This is a genomic window from Cryobacterium sp. Hh7 (genome assembly GCF_004403155.1).
Lineage (GTDB): Bacteria > Actinomycetota > Actinomycetes > Actinomycetales > Microbacteriaceae > Cryobacterium > Cryobacterium levicorallinum.
In genome coordinates this window covers 55,549-75,127 of the sequence record NZ_SOHG01000026.1, presented here as the reverse complement: position 1 = coordinate 75,127, position 19,579 = coordinate 55,549, and the positions used below count along the sequence as shown (strand labels likewise).

General features: G+C 66.6%; 21 protein-coding genes. 7 read left to right on the top strand and 14 right to left on the bottom strand.

The window, feature by feature from the left end:
- The first annotated feature begins 8 nt into the window (after nucleotides 1-8).
- A complete protein-coding gene (locus tag E3T43_RS09380; protein ID WP_241978900.1) occupies nucleotides 9-1,025 on the top strand; it encodes a MetQ/NlpA family ABC transporter substrate-binding protein in 1,017 nt (338 codons plus the stop codon).
- Nucleotides 1,026-1,707: 682 nt separating this feature from the next.
- On the opposite strand, the gene E3T43_RS09375 is transcribed toward E3T43_RS09380, so the two are convergent.
- The gene (locus tag E3T43_RS09375) at nucleotides 1,708-2,376 is read right to left on the bottom strand and encodes a thioesterase family protein (RefSeq protein ID WP_174844335.1); all 669 of its coding nucleotides are present in this window, start codon (nucleotides 2,374-2,376) and stop codon (nucleotides 1,708-1,710) included.
- Between E3T43_RS09375 and E3T43_RS09370 the strand changes: the two genes are divergently transcribed.
- Nucleotides 2,375-3,013: a LysE family translocator gene (locus E3T43_RS09370; RefSeq protein ID WP_104131859.1), complete on the top strand. Its 639-nt coding sequence runs from the start codon at nucleotides 2,375-2,377 to the stop codon at nucleotides 3,011-3,013. The two genes, E3T43_RS09375 and E3T43_RS09370, sit on opposite strands and share 2 nt — an antisense overlap.
- Nucleotides 3,014-3,105: 92 nt before the next feature.
- Here E3T43_RS09370 and E3T43_RS09365 read toward each other — a convergent pair whose 3' ends face one another.
- Nucleotides 3,106-4,122: an alpha/beta hydrolase fold domain-containing protein gene (locus E3T43_RS09365; RefSeq protein WP_241978899.1), complete on the bottom strand. Its 1,017-nt coding sequence runs from the start codon at nucleotides 4,120-4,122 to the stop codon at nucleotides 3,106-3,108.
- Between the two features lie 74 nt (nucleotides 4,123-4,196).
- Complete coding sequence (locus E3T43_RS09360; protein WP_241978898.1) at nucleotides 4,197-4,721, bottom strand: YbhB/YbcL family Raf kinase inhibitor-like protein; 525 nt, start codon at nucleotides 4,719-4,721, stop codon at nucleotides 4,197-4,199.
- Nucleotides 4,722-4,777: 56 nt separating this feature from the next.
- On the opposite strand from E3T43_RS09360, the gene E3T43_RS09355 reads away from it, so the two are divergent.
- The 5 genes from E3T43_RS09355 (at nucleotide 4,778) to E3T43_RS19515 (ending at nucleotide 9,960) form a co-directional block, all read left to right on the top strand.
- Entirely contained in the window at nucleotides 4,778-5,683 is a 906-nt protein-coding gene (locus E3T43_RS09355; protein WP_134472258.1) for a rhodanese-related sulfurtransferase, read from the top strand.
- A gap of 80 nt (nucleotides 5,684-5,763) precedes the next feature.
- On the top strand, nucleotides 5,764-6,666 hold the full coding sequence (locus E3T43_RS09350; RefSeq protein WP_134472257.1) for an ATP-binding cassette domain-containing protein: 903 nt from the start codon (nucleotides 5,764-5,766) through the stop codon (nucleotides 6,664-6,666).
- Nucleotides 6,663-7,499 (top strand): ABC transporter permease, encoded by an 837-nt coding sequence (locus E3T43_RS09345; protein ID WP_134472256.1) that lies wholly within the window; start codon nucleotides 6,663-6,665, stop codon nucleotides 7,497-7,499. The genes E3T43_RS09350 and E3T43_RS09345 overlap by 4 nt, the downstream gene beginning before the upstream one ends.
- Nucleotides 7,500-7,792: 293 nt before the next feature.
- Nucleotides 7,793-9,706, top strand: coding sequence for an HNH endonuclease signature motif containing protein (locus E3T43_RS09340; RefSeq protein WP_134472255.1), 1,914 nt, complete (start codon nucleotides 7,793-7,795; stop codon nucleotides 9,704-9,706).
- Nucleotides 9,707-9,828: 122 nt separating this feature from the next.
- Nucleotides 9,829-9,960 (top strand): hypothetical protein, encoded by a 132-nt coding sequence (locus tag E3T43_RS19515; protein ID WP_255454197.1) that lies wholly within the window; start codon nucleotides 9,829-9,831, stop codon nucleotides 9,958-9,960.
- On the opposite strand, the gene E3T43_RS09330 is transcribed toward E3T43_RS19515, so the two are convergent.
- The 11 genes from E3T43_RS09330 to E3T43_RS09280 all read right to left on the bottom strand — a co-directional run bounded on the left by E3T43_RS09330 (nucleotide 9,957) and on the right by E3T43_RS09280 (nucleotide 19,578).
- A complete protein-coding gene (locus tag E3T43_RS09330; protein ID WP_134472254.1) occupies nucleotides 9,957-10,334 on the bottom strand; it encodes a hypothetical protein in 378 nt (125 codons plus the stop codon). The genes E3T43_RS19515 and E3T43_RS09330 overlap by 4 nt on opposite strands.
- A 125-nt stretch (nucleotides 10,335-10,459) precedes the next feature.
- Entirely contained in the window at nucleotides 10,460-11,833 is a 1,374-nt protein-coding gene (gene hemL, locus E3T43_RS09325) for a glutamate-1-semialdehyde 2,1-aminomutase (RefSeq protein WP_134472253.1), read from the bottom strand.
- Nucleotides 11,830-12,813 (bottom strand): porphobilinogen synthase, encoded by a 984-nt coding sequence (hemB, locus tag E3T43_RS09320; RefSeq protein ID WP_092448142.1) that lies wholly within the window; start codon nucleotides 12,811-12,813, stop codon nucleotides 11,830-11,832. Before hemB ends, hemL begins: the two co-directional genes overlap by 4 nt.
- A 58-nt stretch (nucleotides 12,814-12,871) precedes the next feature.
- A complete protein-coding gene (locus E3T43_RS09315; protein WP_092448141.1) occupies nucleotides 12,872-13,660 on the bottom strand; it encodes a uroporphyrinogen-III synthase in 789 nt (262 codons plus the stop codon).
- Nucleotides 13,661-13,664: 4 nt separating this feature from the next.
- Nucleotides 13,665-14,618, bottom strand: a complete 954-nt coding sequence (gene hemC, locus E3T43_RS09310; protein WP_134472252.1) for a hydroxymethylbilane synthase — start codon at nucleotides 14,616-14,618, stop codon at nucleotides 13,665-13,667.
- Nucleotides 14,615-15,739 carry a ferrochelatase gene (locus E3T43_RS09305; RefSeq protein WP_134472251.1) on the bottom strand — a complete coding sequence of 375 codons (1,125 nt, stop codon included), beginning with the start codon at nucleotides 15,737-15,739 and terminating at the stop codon, nucleotides 14,615-14,617. The genes hemC and E3T43_RS09305 overlap by 4 nt, the downstream gene beginning before the upstream one ends.
- Nucleotides 15,739-16,491: a hydrogen peroxide-dependent heme synthase gene (hemQ, locus tag E3T43_RS09300; RefSeq protein WP_104131876.1), complete on the bottom strand. Its 753-nt coding sequence runs from the start codon at nucleotides 16,489-16,491 to the stop codon at nucleotides 15,739-15,741. Before hemQ ends, E3T43_RS09305 begins: the two co-directional genes overlap by 1 nt.
- Before the next feature lie 72 nt (nucleotides 16,492-16,563).
- Entirely contained in the window at nucleotides 16,564-16,812 is a 249-nt protein-coding gene (locus E3T43_RS09295; RefSeq protein ID WP_134472250.1) for a DUF3618 domain-containing protein, read from the bottom strand.
- The gene (locus E3T43_RS09290) at nucleotides 16,799-17,218 is read right to left on the bottom strand and encodes a phage holin family protein (protein WP_134443266.1); all 420 of its coding nucleotides are present in this window, start codon (nucleotides 17,216-17,218) and stop codon (nucleotides 16,799-16,801) included. Before E3T43_RS09290 ends, E3T43_RS09295 begins: the two co-directional genes overlap by 14 nt.
- Before the next feature lie 75 nt (nucleotides 17,219-17,293).
- Entirely contained in the window at nucleotides 17,294-17,707 is a 414-nt protein-coding gene (locus tag E3T43_RS09285; RefSeq protein WP_134472249.1) for a hypothetical protein, read from the bottom strand.
- 236 nt (nucleotides 17,708-17,943) lie between these two features.
- Nucleotides 17,944-19,578 carry an NAD(P)/FAD-dependent oxidoreductase gene (locus E3T43_RS09280; RefSeq protein ID WP_134472248.1) on the bottom strand — a complete coding sequence of 545 codons (1,635 nt, stop codon included), beginning with the start codon at nucleotides 19,576-19,578 and terminating at the stop codon, nucleotides 17,944-17,946.
- Nucleotide 19,579 lies beyond the last annotated feature (1 nt).

Below are 19,579 nucleotides of genomic sequence, written 5' to 3'. Positions count from 1 at the left end.
TGCCTGGCATGAGCCTCCCCACCCGGCATCCGCTCGACCCTGCCACCCGCCCGTTCACGCCACTGCGTCACCACGACTCCAGCACCTCGAAAGGAAACACCATGTCCCAAGGCACGATCACCAAACCCACCTCGCAGGACCCCGACGAGCCGCACGGCTTCGAGCTCAAGACGCGCCGCCGCTGGCCCTGGATCGCCGGCGCCTCGGTGGCCGTCGTCGCGGTCGCCGCCGCGATCGGCATCCCGCTGCTCAATCCGAGCGTCTCGCCGAACGAGGTCGCGGGCGCCACGCTCGTCATCGCGACGGCGGAGGGCAACGCGGCCGAGCAGACCCTCGTCGAGTTCGTCGCCAAGAACGTGGCCGCCGACTATGGGATCACGGTCGCCTTCAGGGGACTCTCCGACAGCAACACGATCAACCGTGCGGTGAGCGAGGGCGAGGTCGCCGGCACGATCTACCAGCACAAGCTCTGGCTGAGCCAGGTGCTCGAGGCCAACCCCGACTTCCGGGAGACGGCGGCGACACCGGTCTTCCGGTGGGGCTTCGGGCTATGGTCCGAGAAGTGGGGCAGCGTCGAGGAGATCCCGGATGGCGCCACCATCTCGCTCTACTCCGACCCCGCCAACGAGGCACAGGGGCTATGGCTGCTCGAGAACGCCGGGCTCATCACCCTCAAGGACGGTGCAACCGCCGGCACCGCGACCCAGGACGACATCGCGTCGAATCCGAAGAACCTGAAGTTCGTGCTGCTCGACTTCGCCGCCCAGTCGCGCGCGCTGCCCGACATCGATGCCGCCGCCGGGTACACCGAGTACTACCTCGCCGCAAAGATCCCGCTCGAGCAGCAAATCTTCGCCCCCGCCGCACCGGACGACTTCGCCGGCCAGCTCACGATCGGCAGCGACTACGCCGACACCGACAACATCAAGAAGCTCGTCGCGGCCTTCCAGGACCCGGCCGTGCAGAAGTTCCTCGCGACCGATCCGTCGGTGAAGGGAATCCTGCTGCCACTCAACAAGCAGTAGCGCGACTGGCGGGGAGCGGATGCCGCCAGCATCCCGGCCCCTTTCCCTTTCACCATTCGGGAGTTCCTGGGCGGTGCGACCGTCAGAATTTAGGAGTATCTGGCCAGCATGACCTTCGAGGGCCGGGGCGCTGTCCCACCAGCAACATCCGCCTCGTGGGCCACACCAAATCCTGAATGATGATGGCCACCCGTTTCGCCACCTCCTGAATAATGACAAAGAGCGTTCGCTATGGGCGAGCGAAAAGGGATCACATTTGCTCAGAAAGCCCGCCTGAGCTTGAATAAGCAACGTAACTCGGGAGCCCGGTAGGGCGATTGAAGGCAACGAATTAGGAACCGAAGGCGCATCATGCTTCGCCACAGGCCAAGGTTGGGGTCGTATTAGCAACGCATCGACAACGGGGTCCTATTGTGCTGGTACCACCACCACATGATCGACATCAGCGGCTGGAAAATCCGCATGATCCACGGCCGACCCCAACTACTCGGCCCACTCCTCTGGGACCCGTCTCAGACCTGGCGACCAGCCCAAACCCACCGGGCCAATACGCCCAGCCCGGAACCACCCTGGCGCACGTGAGTCGAAGAGGTTGATCTTCATGGAAAGACCAAGCACCCCGCAGTCAAGTCGCCCTAGCGTTGCGAGCATGGATTCCCCCGACGTCACCGTATCCGCGCGGTTAGTTCCAGATGCTGGGGGCGGGAGCGCGCGTGGGCGGGACCGCCGCGGTGGCTGCCCACTCCAGCAGCCAGTCGGGCACGCTCACGTTGTCGGGGGCGACGCCGATGGCCTCGAGCAGTTCGTCGATCGTGACGATTCCACCGGTGCGCTTGAGAAAGCGACCACGAATGTGACCGTGGGCGTAGATTTCGGGCGCGCCATCGGCATCCGGTCGTACGAAGCGCTGCTCGACGTACACGGCTTTCTCATCGAACCCGATGATGCGCGACTCGACCGTGAACTTCTGGCCGAGCTTGAGCGACTTGCGAAAACTGATCGTTTCCGACACGACGACCGGGTACCAGCCTTGCCGTTTGAAGATCGCCCAGACGCCGGTGCGGTGCAGCATGTCGAAGCGGGCTACGTCCATGATCGACAGGTAGACGCCGTTGTTCATGTGCCGCAAAATGTCCTGGTCGGTGGGCAGCGTCACGAAGTTGGTGCGCGCCACGTCGAAGTGACCGAGCCGGGGGCCGAACTGCGACAGCAGGGCATGGAGGAGGGTTCTGAAGAACATATGCACGACCCCGATGCTAGCGAGGCCGCGGCTCAGGCGGGCAATCCGTTGTGGGTGAGCGCCAGCATCCGTCTCTCCAGACCAGCTTGCCTGCACGATATGCTCAAACATGGTTTCCCTGCCCACCCTGCTGACGTTCGCCCTCGCGTCGATCGCGCTCATCGTCATTCCCGGCCCGACCGTGCTGTTTGTGATCGGGCGTTCGCTCGCTCTCGGACGCCTCGGTGGCTTTCTCAGCGTTCTCGGCAACGCTCTCGGTCTGATTCCGGTGATCATCGCGGTTTCGCTCGGACTCGGCGCGATCGTGACCCAGTCCGTGCTGCTGTTCACGATCGTGAAGTTCGCCGGTGCTGCGTACATCATCTATCTCGGGGTGCAGGCTATTCGAAACCGCCACAAGGCGGCCCGGATGAGCGAGGCCCGCGTGGCGCGTAAAACCAAGTGGCGGCTCGTATTCGAGGGGTTCGTGGTGGGGCTCAGCAATCCGAAGTCGCTCGTATTCTTCATCGCGGTACTGCCGCAGTTCGTCAATTACCGGGCTGGCGATGTGCCGCTGCAGCTCGCAGTGCTTGGGTTGGTCTTCGTGGTGCTTGCCCTGCTCGGCGACAGCACCTGGGCCCTCGCGGCCGGCACGGCGCGGACCTGGTTCGCGAAATCACCGAAGCGCGTCGAGAATCTCTCCTCGGCCGGCGGCGTGATCATGATCGGGCTCGGCGGGGTGCTCGCCGCGACCGGCGCACGGTCCTAAACAGCGACCACCGCGCGCGGCGCGACCGCACGAACGAAGGCGCCGAGGCGACGGTAGACCTCCTGCGATTCCGGATGCGAGTCGTCCTGCTGCTAGGTGTGCTTGGTGTTGACGCTGCGACGTCCGTAAATCAGGGTGTCCACCCAGATCTTGCGCGCCCGCAGCGCCTCGATGAAGTTGAGGTTGGCGCGATAGAAATAGTCCCGCTCCGAGGTCGTGACGAACACCGGCGGAAAGCCCCGGTCGAGCCATTCGATCGGCGACATGAACCGGGCAGCCGTGCGCAGGTGCAGCCCGCGGCCCCGCTCGGGCAGCAGCATCCGCACGAAATTGAGGCTCAAGACGAATCCGCGGTCGAACAGCACCGAAAAGTCGGCAATGCTGCAGTGCTGCACCAGCCCGCGCAGATGGCGGGCAGTGACCGGGGGACGAATGCCGTAGTGCTCGGCGAGTTCGGGCGCATAGGCGGCGGCCGTGAGCAGCGCGGCGATGTGGCCGCCCGCGGAATCGCCACCGAGCACGATGCGCGTCGGGTCGCCGCCATAGGCCGCGACATTGCGGGCGACCCAGTCGAGCACCGCGTTGCCGTCCTGCATCATGTGGCCCAGCTGAAACCGCGTCGCCATGCGGTAGTTGGCGTTGATGACGATCATGCCCTCAGCGGCCTGGCTCGCGCAGTATTTGGTCAGCGGATCCTTGTCGCCCGAGGTCCAGCCGCCACCGTGAAAGTACACGTAGACCGGCAGGGGCGCCGCTACGGCATCCGTGCGCTTGGGCACGAGGACGTCGAGCCGGTGAATCTTCTGGCCGTCGCCGATGTAGTCGATATCGAGGTCGTACTCCACGGAGTCGATCGGGTGCAGATTGAACTTGTGCACCGGTGTCGCGCGCCGCAACATGAGTGCACGCCAAGCCCAGACCGGCAGCCGACGGATGCCCGTCTCCCGATGCGTAGACCGATCAACGGTGACACCGTCCGCGTGCAAACGGATACCGTGCAGCCAGGCCGGTGCGCGGCGGTCAGCGCGGGCGGTGCCCGCCGAAGTCGAGGGGTGTGCTGCGAGGGGAGTGGGACGAACGATGTCGAACGCGGTACTGGTGTAACTCATTACCTGAGGTTATGTCGAATCCCCCGAATCCCCGCTGAGAGCTACCCCATATGGGGTAAATTCCCGGTTTCAACTCAGGCAGCGGATGCCCCGCCCGCGACCCCGGTCGCCTCCAGCACCGCACGCGCGAGCGTGTGAAAGTGCAGGTTGAAGCCGAGAACGGCCGGCGTCGACTGCGCGTCGATGTCGAGCAACGGCACGTCGACGGCGTGCACGATGAATTGGTAGCGGTGGGTGCCCGTTCCCGGCGGCGGTCCGGCACCGGAGAAGGAGGTCAGGCGCTGCTCGTTCGGCAACACGAGCGAGCCGGACGGCAGGGCATCGACTCCGGCGGGCAGCTCGGTCACCGATACCGGCAGGTTCGCTACCGCCCAGTGCCAAAACCCGGAGCCGGTCGGGGCGTCGGGGTCGTACACGGTCAGGGCGAAGCTCTGGGTCTCGGGCGGGAAACCGGTCCAGGCCAGCTGGGGGGAGACATCCGCTCCCCCGGCGTCCACGCCGTACTGAGCCGGCTGCAGGGGTCCGCCGTCGGTCATATCGGCGCTCGTGAGAGAGAACTGGGGCACTTCGCCGAAGCGGGCGAGCGGATCTACGGTCACGAGGGGCCTCCTATTTGTTGTGCGGCCAGCCTACGCGCCCCTAATAAAATGGACTCATGGCCATTCCGAAAATTCTGCTCTATTACATCTTCACTCCCCTGGCCGATCCAGACGCTGTGCGGCTCTGGCAACGCGACCTGTGCGCCGGGCTCGGCCTGCGCGGGCGCATCCTGATCTCCAAGGACGGCCTGAACGGCACGGTCGGCGGCGACCTGCCGGCGATCAAGAAGTACATCCGTAAGACCCGCGACTACCCGGCGTTCAAGAACATCGATTTCAAGTTCAGCGAGGGCACCGGGCTCGACTCGCACGGCCACAGCCTCGACTTTCCCAAGCTTGTGGTCAAGGTGCGCGACGAAATCGTGAGCTTCGGAGCCCCCGGCGAACTGCGCGTCGACGCGAACGGCGTCATCGGCGGCGGAACCAAGCTGCAACCGGCCGAGCTCAATGCGCTCGTCGCCGAGCGGGGCGATGAGGTCGTCTTCTTCGACGGGCGCAATAAGTTCGAGGCCGAGATCGGCCATTTTCGGGACGCGGTCGTGCCGGATGTGGCCAATACCCGCGAGTTCGTGGCCGAGCTCGACAGCGGTAAATACGACCATCTCAAGGGCAAGCCGGTCGTGACCTACTGCACCGGCGGCATCCGTTGTGAGGTGCTGAGCGGTCTCATGAAATCGCGCGGATTCGGCGAGGTGTACCAGCTCGACGGTGGCATCGTGCGCTACGGCGAGACCTTCGGCAACGAAGGCCTGTGGTCGGGTTCGCTCTACGTCTTCGACCAGCGGATGTCCATCGACTTCGCCCCAGAGGCTGCCGTACTCGGCAGCTGCCAGGTCTGCGCGGCACCGACCACGAACATGCGCAACTGCCGGGACGCCTCCTGCCGGGAGCAACTCGTGGTCTGCCCCGAGTGCGTTGCGCTGGCTGCTCCGACCTGCGAACAGCACGCCCTCACCAAATAATCCCGGTCGGCAGCCGAAAACGGCCAAGCGGGGAATAGGCTGGGACCACTATTTCTTGAAGCAGCACAGAGGGGAGTCGGATGCCGACCGGCGCGCTCATCGAGTTCACGAACATCAGCAAACGCTTTGGCGGTGTCACCGCGGTCAACGATCTGTCCTTCACAGTCGAACCCGGCCGGGTCACCGGTTTTCTCGGACCGAACGGCGCCGGAAAGACCACTTCCCTGCGTATTCTGCTCGGGCTGGTCGCCGCGAGCAGCGGAACGGCCACCTTCGGCGGCGTGCGCTATCGCGACCTGCCGCATCCGCTTAAAACGGTCGGGGCCGCCCTCGAAGCGGCGAGTTTTCACCCGGGTCGTTCTGCTCGCGACCACCTCGGCGTCTACGCTATCGCAGCCGGACTGCCGCGCACCCGGGTGCTGGAGGTGCTCACCCAGGTGGGCCTCGCCGCCCATGCCGCCCAACGCGTCGGCGGTTACTCGCTCGGCATGCGCCAGCGCCTCGGCCTCGCCTATGCCCTGCTCGGCGACCCGGGCGTACTGGTTCTCGACGAGCCGATCAATGGGCTCGACCCGGAGGGCATCCGCTGGATTCGCGGTTTTCTGCGCGACATGGCCGCCGAAGGACGCACCGTTCTGGTCAGTTCGCACCTGCTCTCCGAGGTGCAGCAGAGCGTCGACGACGTCGTGATCATCGCCCGCGGCGAGCTCGTGCACCTCGGGCCCTTGTCAAGCCTCGACACGGATACCGCGGCCCAGACGATCGTGGATTCTCCCGACCGCGAGAACCTCGCCACCGCACTCACGGCGGCCGGCATCACCTTCACGACCGGCCGCACCGGACTCATCGCGGCAACCAGCGACCCGGCCCTGCTCGGCCACCTCGCCTTCGAAGCCGGGGTCGAACTGAGCGTGCTGCATCGGCAGAAAGTCGGCCTGGAAGACTCGTTTCTCGCCCTCGTCGGCGGAGGCCAATCACTATGACTTCGTTCCTGCGGTCCATTGCGGCCGAATTCGCCAAGATTTTCACCACTCGCCTCTGGTGGATACTCGCCCTCGTGCTGTTTGGCTACATCGGACTGCTGGCCGGCGGCCTTGCCGCTCTGTTCTCCGGGCTTCAGACCGGTGTGATCAGCCCCGATACTGTGAATACCGGCGGCGGCGACCTGAGCGGTTTCGGAAGCCTCCCACCCATCATCTATAGCTTCGCCTCCTCGATCGGTTATGTCTTTCCGGTGCTGATCGGTGCCCTCGCGACCACCGGCGAGTTTCGCCACCAGACGCTGACCCCGACGTTTCTGGCGACACCGCGACGCGGGGTCGTGCTCGGCGCCAAGACGGTCACACTCCTCTTGGTCGGCGCGGCATTCGGTCTCATCGCGCTGGCGGCATCCGTTGGTATCGGCGGCGGCGTCATGAGTGCTTTCGGTGTGGATGCGCTGCTCCTCGATTCGGAGACCTGGCTGCTGGCAGCTCGTTCGGTGCTCGCCATGGGCCTGTGGGCCGCGATCGGCGTCGGTCTCGGCGTGCTCGTGCCCAATCAGGTCGCCTCGATCGTGATCGTGCTCGCCTTCACCCAGTTCGTCGAACCTCTGCTGCGGCTCGCGGCCTCTTTTCTCGAGGTCACCGCGAAGATCGGCAACTTTCTCCCCGGTGCCGCCTCCGACGCCCTGGTCGGCGCGAGCATCTTCACGCTTATGAACCCGGCCGGCGCAGCGCCCCTGGACTGGTGGCAGGGCGGCCTCGTGCTGCTCGGCTACGCGCTCGTGGCCACCGTCATCGGGTACGCCGTGAGCTGGAAGAAGGACGTCAGCTAGCTGGTGCACCGAAGGTCCGCTGATTTCCGTCGATCGAGCCTGACAAGATCCGGGCGACTGACGCAAGGCGGTCTGCGGAACCGACCCTAGCCGTTGGTCGAGCCCGCTCTCTCCCGCCGCGAGCGGTCTGGAGAACCCGGCCACTGCCGTTGGTCGAGCTTGCCGAGACCGCCACGGACTGGGCTGAGCCGGTCTCGACAACGCGCGGTCTGCCCGAATGCATCTTCGCACAGAAATCCAAACATATCTGAGTAACCCTCGACTCTGGCGCATGGTTTTGATACACTTGTTCTATGAGCCAGAGCGGCGACACCCCACAGCCGGGCCGTGTCGATCCGTTCTTCGCGGCTCACGGCTACCCGCCGTCCACACTCGAAGAGCGTGCCGAGTTCGACGTGTTCTGGGCGCAGTGTCAGGCTGATTGGCGGCTCCAACTGGCCGAGGGGCTCGGAGACTGCGCCCCGTATGAGGTCACCGACCCGGTCGATCTGGAACCAGTCAACCCGGCACCGGTGAGCCCTGCACCAGTGAGCCCGGCACCGGTGAGCCCCGCGGTTGGCCGCCCGGAGCTAATTGACGGCCCGACCATTCCGGCCGACCTCGACCTGACCGAGGTGTTCGGTGCGGTGCCGCCCGAGAACGTCTTCGATGAGGACCTCCGCGAAGCGTTCCTTTATACGAACTACCTTGCGGACAATTTCCTCCCGGACATTTTCCTCCCGGACGGATGCACCGCTGACGAGCGTCACACTGACCCTGCCGAGGCTGACCCGGCTGAGGCTGACCCGGCTGACGTTGACCCGGCTGACGCTGACCCGGACCAACCCGGTCTGGCCCCTGGTGGTCCGGCAGACGTGCTGAGTCCGTTTCAGCGGCACCAGGCGCAGTTCGTCGACCGGGTGCTCTTCCTCGAGAAGGTCATCGCGTGGGCGCAGGCGAGCAAGGCCGAGGTCCTGACCGAGGCGTGGGATTACACCACCAACAGTGCTGAGACCGGCCGACCCCAGGCCGGTCCGCAACATGAGCACGACTGGGATGCGACCTTCGCCGCTCAGCAGGGCCTGGTCGCCGAAATGGCCTGTGCGCTGCGCATCCCGGCCGGCACCGCGTCCGGCCTGTTGCGGGAGAGCCGGGTGCTGGTCGAGTCCCGGCCCGAGACCCTGACCGCGCTCCGCACTGGGGAGATCTCCCTGCGGCATGCCCAGCGGCTGCTCGAACAGCTGGATTCCGTCTCGCAGCCCGCCCGGGCCGAGCTGGAGGCGGTGTTGCTGCCGCACGCGAAACGCCTCACTCCGACGCAGTTCGATGGCAAGGCTCGCAAACTTCGGGAGCGGTTCCACCCCGACAGCATCACCGTTCGCCGCACCCGGTGCCTCGCCGACCGCCGGGTGCAGTTCTTCCCCGACCAGGACGGCATGGCCACCCTCTGGCTGCGCGCGGCCGGCGACGACCTGCAAGGCGTCTATACCCGGGTCACCGATGCTGCGATCAGTCTGCAGGGCCCCGATGAGCCCCGCACCCTCAGCCAACTCCGCGCCGACGTCGCCATCGACCTGCTCCAGCAGGGCGTCACCGGCAGCGGCCTCGGCGCCGGCCTCACCGCCAACGTCAACATCACCGTCCCCGTCCTCACCCTGATGGGTCAGAGTGAGGAACCCGCCGAGCTCGAAGGCTACGGCCCGATCGATCCGGAGACCGCCCGCCGGCTGGCTGGGACGGCGACGAGTTTCCTGCGCGTCCTCACCCACCCGCACACCGGCATCGTCCTCGACGTCAGCTCCACCCCGTTCCGCGTGCCCGCCGCGCTGAAGAAATACCTCCGACTACGCGATGGAACCTGCCGCTTCCCCGGCTGCAACCGCTCCGCCGGCCACTCCGACCTCGACCACACCATAGATAAACAATTCGGCGGCCCCACCACCGCCACCAACCTCCACTTCCTCTCGCCCACCCACCACAACCTCAAGCACTTCTCCGATTGGAAAGCCGTCGCCAACCCCGACGGCACCGTGCACTGGACCAGCCCCGCCGGCAAACACTACGCCACCCACCCCGCCACCCGCATCAACCCGCACCTGCAGCAACAGGCAGCACCACCGGCAGCAGCCCCACCGGCAGCAGCCCCACCCGAACCACCAGCCCCGCCACCGCCCGACCCCTGGAACACCGACTGGAACACCGACGACACCGACCCGCCACCGTTCTAGGATCCAGCGCCTCAAATTCGATCGTTACGTCGCTGCCCTGTCACTGGTCCAACATCAACAGCTCGATGCGCGGAACCAGACGGGCCTAGATTTACTTGGGGCCCGACGCGGGCCGTGCGCTCGTGTTGTTCACGACCGCATCGATGGTGCTCGCCGCGTGCGTGCTTCGCAGCGGTGGTCCGCGCTACACTCTCGCGGCATTGATTCAGGGCACGCTTCCGCTGATCGGCTTCGTGTTGTTCTTGTTCGCCTAGCTGGTCGGTTCGGCGGGCATCGGCTCGACCGGCAGCTTCAGCGAGTCGACGAAGTCGGCCGCGTGCTGGCTGGTGAGAATGACGCGGGCGAATTCTTCGTCGACCAGGTCGATCACCACGGCCGGGCGGTGACGCTTGATCGAGACGAAGTCCTTGCCGCCGTGAAACTTCCAGGTTCCGGCCGCCAGCACGAGCGGAATCATCGATCCGGGTGAGCGGATGCCGCGCAGCCAGATCCACGGATCTTCCGTGATGATTACCGAGCGGATGTTCTCCCGCTGCACCACAATCGAGTCACGCCGCAGCGCGAGCGTTCTTTCCGTGCGCGTCAAGTGGATCTCGAGCCGGTCGGAATGCACGCTCAGGGAAGCCATTGTTCCAGTCTGCCCGGTCCGGCCCGAAAACTCGTTGTCTGACGCGAACAAAGCAGTAATGTCCCAGCGCAGGAACTCTCCAACTGAAGCAAACGCTCCCGGCCGGTCCGGGAGCGTTTGCTCAATTAGACCGTTGGCTGGGCTGCCGCTGCAGCTTTGGCCGCGGCGGGCAGCGCCTCGAAGATGCGCCCGATCGCGCTCTGATCGTGTGCGTCGGAGACGAACCAGGCCTCGAACACGCTCGGCGGCAGCGAGACGCCGCCATCGAGCATGGCGTGAAAGAACGGGGCGTAGCGAAAAGCCTCCTGGCGCTGTACATCGGCGTAGGTGCGCGGAGCCGAACCCTGCGCCTCCTCGCCGAACACGAAGCTGAACAGGTTGCCGGCCCGCTGTACCCGGTGCGCGACGCCCTCGGCGGCGAGCGAGGCAGAAACAGCCTCAGAGAGGATGATTGCGGTTGCGTTGAGCCGGTCGTACACGCTCTCGTCGAGCAGGTTGAGCGTGGCGATGCCCGCCGCAACCGCGACCGGGTTGCCCGACAACGTTCCGGCTTGGTAGACCGGGCCGGTCGGTGCCAGAAAGTCCATCACGTCGGCCCGGCCACCGAGGGCAGCAGCGGGCAGGCCGCCGCCGATGATCTTGCCGAAGGCGAGCAGGTCGGGCGTGTAAAACTCTTCACCGGCCGACTCGAGACTGCTGGTCTCGAGTCCCCAGAAGCCCGAGCGACTCACTCGAAAACCGGTGAGCACCTCGTCGAGGATGAGCAGGGAACCGTTCGCGTGCGCGATCGCCGACAGGGCCGCGTTGAAGCCAGCATCCGGCGCGACGACGCCCATATTAGCGGCGGCAGCCTCGGTGATGATCGCGGCGATGCGCCCCGGGTGTGCCTCAAAGGCGGCGCGCACGGCGTCGAGGTCGTTGTACGGCAACACGAGGGTCTGCGCGGCGGTCGCGGCCGTGACGCCGGCCGAACCGGGCAGGCCGAGGGTAGCGAGGCCGGAACCGGCCTGGGCCAGCAGGCCGTCGGAGTGGCCATGGTAGTGCCCGGCGAACTTGATCAGCAGGTCACGACCGGTGAAACCGCGGGCCAGTCGGATGGCGGTCATGGTCGCCTCGGTGCCGGTGGACACCAGGCGCAGCTTTTCGACCGCGCCGACCCTCTCGGCGACGAGCTCGGCCAGTTCGGTCTCGGCGGGCGTCGAGGCGCCAAAGGACAGGCCGAGAGCGGCGGCATCCTGAACGGCCTTGATGACCTCGGGATGGGCGTGGCCCAGAATGGCCGGTCCCCAGGAGTTGACGAGGTCGACGTATTCGCGACCGTCGGAGTCGGTGACATAGGCGCCGGCGGCCTTCACCAGAAACAGCGGAGTGCCGCCGACCGAGCCAAAGGCCCGCACCGGAGAGTTCACCCCCCCGGGAATGACCTTCCGGGCCCGGTCGAATAGCTCGTCGTTGCGGGTGGCCACGTGGTGCACTTCGGTTGACAGTGTGTCGGTCATGCTCGCTCCTCCTTGAGCCAGGTGGCCAGTTCAACGGCCCAATAGGTAAGTACAGCGTCGGCACCGGCCCGACGGATGCTCAGTACCGACTCTTCGACGGCGCGGCGCCGGTCGATCCAGCCCTGCGCAGCTGCGGCTTCGATCATGGCGTATTCGCCAGAGACTTGATATGCCCAAACGGGAATATCACTCATCGCGGCGACCTCGGCGAGCACGTCGAGGTAGCTGCCGGCCGGTTTGACCATGACGATGTCGGCGCCCTCGTCAATGTCCAGCTGGGCTTCGCGTACGCCCTCGCGTCGATTCGCCGGGTCGAGCTGGTAGGTGCGGCGGTCGCCGACCAGGGTCGAGGCGACGGCCTCCCGGAACGGGCCGTAGTAGGCGGAGGCGTACTTGGCCGAGTAAGCCAGCACAGCGGTGTCTTCGAAACCATTGGAGTCGAGGGTTTCGCGCACGGCGGCGACCTGGCCGTCCATCATGCCGGAGAGGCCGAGCAGCGCGGAACCGGCGCTCGCCTGGGCCAGCGCCATGTCGCGGTAGCGTTCGAGGGTCGCGTCGTTGTCGACATGGCCATCGGCGGCGAGCACGCCGCAATGGCCGTGGTCGGTGAATTCATCCAGGCACAAGTCGGTCTGCACCACGAGCGCATCACCGATCTCGTCGACGAGAGCACGGGTGGCCAGGTTGAGGATGCCGTTGGGGTCGGTCGCGCCGGTCCCGGTCGCGTCGCGCACCTCTGGCACTCCGAACAGCATGATGCCCCCGACACCAGCTTCTGCCGCCTCAGCCACGGCCCGACGGGCGCTGTCGATGCTGTGCTGCACGACGCCGGGCATCGAGCTGATCGGCCGCTGCTCGTTGCCCTCCCGAATGAACATGGGGAGCACGAGCTCGGCCGGGTGGAGACGGATTTCACTGGCCAGGCGACGAAGCGCGCCGCTGGTGCGCAGTCGTCGTGGGCGGATAACGGGTTTGGTCACCCCTTTACACTACGCCGCCCGGCTGTGCATTTCGTTATCGGCTCGTTACCGGACTGGGTCAGGCTGCTGGCGTGCTCCCCGCGAGTGCTGCATCGACGAGTGCATCGATGAGTGACTCGGCGCTGCGCTCCGAGGCGACAACGTCGACGCGCAGTCCGAGGGTCCGGGAGTCCCTGGCGGTCTGCGGGCCGATGCAGGCAACCAGGGTGCGTTCGGGAATGTCCCCGAACTGTTCGCGCACTTGACGAGCAACGCTGCCGCTCGTGACGAGTACGGCGTGCACGAGCCCAGCCTTAACGTCGGCGACCACCTGGTCGCTGACCGGAACACCGATGGTGCGGTAGGCGACAACCGATTCAACGTCGTGGCCGACGCGGCGCAGTCCCTCGCTGAGCAGCGGCTTGGCGATCTCACTGCGCAGGGTGAGCACGCGCAACGGAATAACCCCTGCGGTCGCGGTTTCCCATTCCTCGAGCAGTCCTCGGGCGGAGTTGTCTTCGGAGGGCACGATGTCCACGTGGTAGCCGGCCGCGATGAGTGCGGCGGCCGTGGTCTCACCGACGGCGGCGATGCGGGTTCCCGGAGCGACAACCGCGCGGTGCGACGAGAGTACGTCGACGGTCGTGGCGCTGGTGATGGTCATCCAGTCGAAATCCCCGGCGGCCAGACGGGTCAGCGCCGCGTTCAGAGCCGGCGCGTCATCGGTGGCGGCGAAGTTGATCATCGGTGCGACGATCGGGTGCGCGCCCTTGGCGCGCAGGTTCGCTGCGACCTGGTCGCCCCAGGGGCCGCCGCGCGGAACGAGAACACGCCAGCCCGCGAGGGGCTTGGTCAGTCGATTGGTCACGTGGTCACTCAGTCACTTTCAGGGGAGCGAACTCGGCCGCGCCACCGGCCAGAAGATCTATGGACACTCGTTCGGCCACATCGAGCGCGGCTTCGGTGAGATGGGGTGCGGAGTGGGAATCGGGCGTCGCCGCGTGCGAGCTGGTGATCTTGCGGGATCCATCCGGGCTGTACACGGTTGCGGTGAGAAAGAGCAGTCCATCGTCGACCACGGCGGTGGCGCCGATCGGCGCGGCGCAACCGGCCTCCAGTCGGGCCAGCACGGTGCGTTCGGCGGCGGTTGTCGCCTGAGTAGAGCCATGGTTCATCGCCGCGAGTGCCACGCCGAGCAGGCGCTCCGGCTTGCCGTCACGCACCTCGATCGCGAGCGCACCCTGGCCGGGAGCGGTCGGCCAGGCCGACAGCTCGAGAAACTCCGGTGCGAGGGATTCGAGACGACCGAGACGACCGAGGCCGGCCGCGGCCAGCACGACGGCGTCGAGGTCGCCCTCGGCGACGCGCCCGATCCGAGTGTCGATGTTGCCGCGGATGTCCACGATCGTGAGGTCGGGGCGACGCTCCAGCAACTGAGCGACGCGGCGGGGCGAACCCGTACCGACGCGGGCCCCCTCCGGAAGGGTGTCGAGGGTGAAGCCGGCGCGCGCGACCAGCACGTCGCGGGCATCCGCTCTCTTGGGGATGGCGCCAATGCGCAAGCCTGCGTGGGCCTCGGTCGGCAGATCTTTGAACGAGTGCACGATGACGTCGCACTCGTCATTCAGCAGGGCTTCACGCAGTGCGCTCGCGAACACGCCGGTGCCGCCGAGGCTCGACAGCGGCTCGGTGGAGGTATCGCCGTGCGTGGTGACGCGCACGATTTCAACCTCGACGCCGGCCGACGCCGCGATGCGGTTGACGATGGTCTGGGTCTGCGCGAGGGCGAGGGCACTCGCGCGGGTGCCTACGCGAATGACGGTCATGGTGCCATTCCCGCGACGGCCGGCTTGAAGCCGAGGCGCACGTTTTCACAGCAGCCGGGGCGACAGACGTCGTACCAGGGGCCGAGCGCGGTCTTGGCCGGACGGTCTTCGACCGGGGTGTCGTTGAGGCGTTCCTCGATCAGGTCGACCAGGCCGCTGACGAAGTCGGGCGAAATGCCGGGGGTCGGTACGCGCACGGCGTGGATGCCGAACTTCGCACTCGTCTCCATGGCCTCGTTATCGAGGTCCCACATGACCTCCATGTGGTCGCTCACGAATCCGAGCGGCACAATGATCACGGCACGGATGCCGCGGGCCGGCAGCAGGGCGATCGCATCGTTGATGTCTGGTTCGAGCCACGGCATGCTGGGCGGGCCACTGCGGGACTGGTAGACCAGCTGCCATTGCGTTTTGAGCGGGGTGGACGCGTCTCCGGGTTCCACGAGGGCGTCCATGACGACCTGGGCGACGGCGCGGTGCTGCGCCTCGTAGGCGCCACCCTCGCCGAAGCCGCGATCTGCCGGGCCGCTCTTGTTGGCGTCCGTCATCGGGATCGAGTGGGTCGAGAACAGAATCTCGACCTCGGATTCGACGTCGATGCCGGGCATGGCCGCGACGACATCCTTGAGTCCTTGGGTGACACCGGTGATGAACGGGGTGACGAAGCCGGGGTGGTCGAAGAACTGGCGGATCTTGTCGATGTGGACCGTGTCGTTTAGGCCCGTGTCGGTCAGGGCTGCGGCGAAGTCTTCACGGTACTGGCGGCATCCGCTGTAGGAGCTGTAGGCACTCGTCGCGATGGCCAGCAGGCGATCCTGACCGGCATCGTGGGCCTCACTGATCGTGTCTTTCAGGTAGGGCGCCCAGTTGCGGTTGCCCCAGATCACGGGCAGGTCGATGCCTCGACGCTGGAGTTCAACCTGCAGGGCGGCCTTGAGCACGCGGTTCTGGTCGTTGATCGGGCTCACACCGCCGAAGTGGCGGTAGTGGGTGGCGACCTCTTCGAGGCGCTCTTCCGGGATGCCGCGACCACCGGTCACGTTGCGCAGGAACGGAATCACGTCGTCCTGGCCTTCGGGTCCGCCGAAACCGGCGAGCAGCACTGCGTCGTAAGCGGTCATTACTGAAGCACCTCGACCAGCTCGGCGGTGGAGATGCGGCGTCCGGTATAGAACGGGATCTCCTCGCGCACGTGGCGACGCGCCTCGGTGTCGCGCAGGCCGCGCATGAGGTCGACGAGCTCGGTGAGCTCGTCGCTCTCGATCGGCAGCAGCCACTCGTAGTCGCCGAGGGCGAAGGCGGAGACGGTGTTGGCGATTGCACCGCGGTAGGCTGCGCCCTTGCGGCCGTGGTCGGCGAGCATGGCGCTGCGCTCAGCCTCGGGCAGCAGATACCACTCGAAGCTGCGCACGAAGGGGTAGATGGTGAGCCAGGCCTTGGGCTCGACTCCGCGCAGGAATCCGGGCACGTGGCTCTTGTTGAATTCGGCGTCCCGATGCACGCCCATGGCGTTCCAGGTTGGCAACAGGCTCTTCAGCAGGCGGCTGCGGCGCAGCTCACGGTTCGCCCACTGCAGGGTCTCTGCCTCGGGCGCGTGGGTCCAGATCATGACGTCGGAATCGGCCTTGAGGCCGGAGACATCGTAGAAGCCGCGCACGGTGACGCCCTCGGCTTCGATCAAGGCCACCACGTCGTCGAGCTCGTTCACGGCGTGCGGAACATCGCGGCCGTCGAGATCATCGGGGTTGTGCGGGTCTCTTCGCAGCACGGTAAAGAGGGTGAATCCTTGCGGCGAAGCCGCGGTTACCTCGGTATCGGTGGGAGTGGTGGGCTGAACGCTGGTTACTGCCTCTCCGGCAGCCGGGTGAGTCATGGGTCTAGTTTGCTCTGAATTGCCCCCACTACCAAAATGAGCAGTGCGGTTGCTGTGAACCCACCCCGCTTGCTACCGGTTTTTGGCCACCGCGGAGGCGCCGAACCAGACGATGACACCGACCACGGTCGCCGCACCGAGGGCGATGCCGACGAGGGCGGCCGGGCTGTCTTCGCCGAGTTGGTACAGGGCGTGGGTCAGGCGGCGGCGCTTGATGCGCAGCTGCTTGGGGATATTGAGCTTGTACTCGATCGCATCGAGCGTCGAGGCGAGCTCGGCGCGAGCGTGTCGGGCTTCGGCGCGCAGGTCATTTGTGGTCATATTCGCCAACTCCCTTGAATGCATCAACGTCGTGACGGATGCTCGCGTGCACGCCCTCCGGGTCGGGTTTCGTTGCCGCCTTCACCCGGTTGACGCCGATGAGCACGAGGAGTGCGGCAATGAGCAGGAGCCCGACCAGCACGATGAGCGTGGCAAGCCAGAGCGGCAGCACGAGGGCCAGCAAGATCACGAAGAGGGCAACGAGCACCCCGAGCGCGAAGAACAGAAAAGCCCCGGCCACGATGAAGAGGCCGGCACCGATGCCGAAATTCTTGGCTTTGGCCGTGAACTCGGCCTTGAAGGCATCGAGTTCGGCTTTCACGAGAGCGCTGATCTGGCCGGGCAGTTCCCCGATCAGCGCGAGCAACGGACGTTTGCTCTTCGGGTTGAATCCACTGCTAGTCACGAATTGCCTTCCCTGTTTTCGGGTGTCGTCGGGGTGTCGCGCCCGGCGGTGTAACGGGTGTCCGAATTCTACGAGCTACTGGGCGTCGTCAGCCGCCGGCTTGGCCTTGGCCGTCGGTGTCGGCTTCTCGGTCGCCTTCGGCTTCGCGGCGGCCGTGCGGCTCGTCGTGGTGCTGGCCGTGGCTGCGGGGGCGGCGGCATCCGCTTTCGCTGTCGTTGTCGAGGTCTGGGCAGCCGCCTTCTTGTTCTTCTTCTTTTTGGCGACAGCCTGCGTGACGGCCTTCTTGCCGGCGTTGTACAGGGTCACGGGAACGTCGCCGACGAGTTCGAGCGCGGCGTCGCGCACCTCGGTCACCCGGCGTTGCACAGGTTTGGCGTTCCAGAGGTCATTGGCGGCGGCGGCGATCTGGTCGTAACGTTTGCGGCCGGCGCGTGCACCGAGCACATAGCCAACGAGGCCGCCCGTGATGAACAGAAGCTTTCCGCGCATTGAGTCTCCACTTTCGTAAGGTCTCCCCAGAGTAACCCGGTTCGCCGTTTCGATCTCGGGTGATGCCCGGGTATGTCTCGGAGTGCTCGTATCAATACAGGAAGTGCACAGTTTGGGGCACCTGCGCGCCCACCGTTCGGGGGCCCGTGCATAACTGCGGAGAATCCGGCGAATCGGGCCGCATTCGGGCCGCATTCGCGGTTCAAGACGAGGATCTCCGCGGTTCGGTACCGGGACTACTCGTCCGGCCCGGTGATGGTCAGGCCGAGGGCGGCGTGGCGGATGCGGTCGCCGGCCTCGAGTGCGTGTGGGATGACCGAGGCGAGGCCGGTTCCGGCCAGCCACGCACCGGTGATCTCCATTGCGGGGGTCGCGGCGACGGCCTCGCGCACCTGCTGCGCGCGTTCCGGAGCACCGAGGGTGGCCGGCGACAGGGCGTCGCGCCACTCGGTGCGGGCGAAAGCGCGCACCGCGGCCGCTGCCAGTGGCACACCGAGCAGGGCGCTCGCGTCGTGCAGGGCGAGGGCCTGCAGCTCCTTGTCGCTCAGGTCGTCGGTCGGGTTAGGCTGGCCGGCGCGGCCGTAAGACAGCCGCACGACGTGGCGGCCGGGGCCGGCCGCTTCGGCGACCCAGGCCCACTTCGCGGTGACGTGGGTGAGAGCTTTCGCGGTGACGTCGGGGGCATCGGCCGAGACGAGCACGCCGGTGCCGCGTGGGTGCGCGTCGAGGGCTGGCGCATCGAGCACGAGCGTGGTGAGGGTGACGGCAGTCGGTGCTGGCCAGTCGAGCTCGGCGAGGGCGTCGAACTGGTCACCGAGCGGGTTGACCAGGCGCAGTGCCTGCGCGCCCTGGGTCGCGATGATGAGGTAACGGGCGGTGAGGGTACTGGTGGTTCGCTCGGCGGCGGGTTCGGTGCTCACGGTGGGCGTACGGTCGGTCGGTCGAGCAAGCGGCGCGGCGGGGTCGGTCGCCGCACCCGCGTCAGCGGGCGCGGCGCTGTCGGCCCGGCCGGCGGGTTCGGTCGGGGCAGCGGGGTCGGTCGGGGCCGCATCCGCTTGCCGAGTGACGGTGACGGACCAGGTCGGCGCGTCGTCTGTGCCCGAGCGGGCCAATGCTGTGGCCGTGGTTCCGGTCAGAATCGCCACGTCGTGGCGTTGCAGGGCGGCCACGATCGCAGCGGGCAGGCTGGCCATTCCGCCGAGCAGGCCGCCGACGTTAGACCCGGCCGGGGCGCCAGCACGCAGGGCCGAGACCGCGCCGGAGAGCGAGCCGGCCGTGGTGAGGGCACGGTTGAGTCCGGGGGCGACCACATCGATCTCGAGGTCGACGGCGCTCGTCGTGTAGACGCCGGACGCGACGGGTTCCACCAGCCGGTCGAGCACGCGCTGGCCCATGCGCTTTTTCACGAGGTCACCGAGGCTGTGCTCGCGGCCGATCGTGAGCACGGGCATGAGACGGTCGGCGTAGGCGCGCAGCGCCCCCTTCCAGCCAATGACGCGGCGCACGTCGTCGGCGAGCGGTGAACCGGGGATTCCTAGAACGCCGGCCTTGGGCAGCGGAACGCTCATCGCGGCATCCGCTTGCTTGAGGGCCGGCAAGTGCAGCCAGGCCCCGGCGACATTGGGGGCCACGATCTGGTCGGTGAGGCCGAGATCCTCGATGAACGACGCGACCGTGCCTCCGCGCACAGCGAAGCTCTCGGCGCCGCTGTCGAGGGTGAGCCCGTCGAGAACGTGGCCGGCGACCGGGCCGCCGACGGCATCCGTTGTCTCGATGACGGTCACGGCCAGGCCGACCTGGGCGCATTCGCGGGCGGCGACCAGGCCGGCCACTCCCCCGCCGATGACGAGAACGTCGATTGGTCTGGTCATG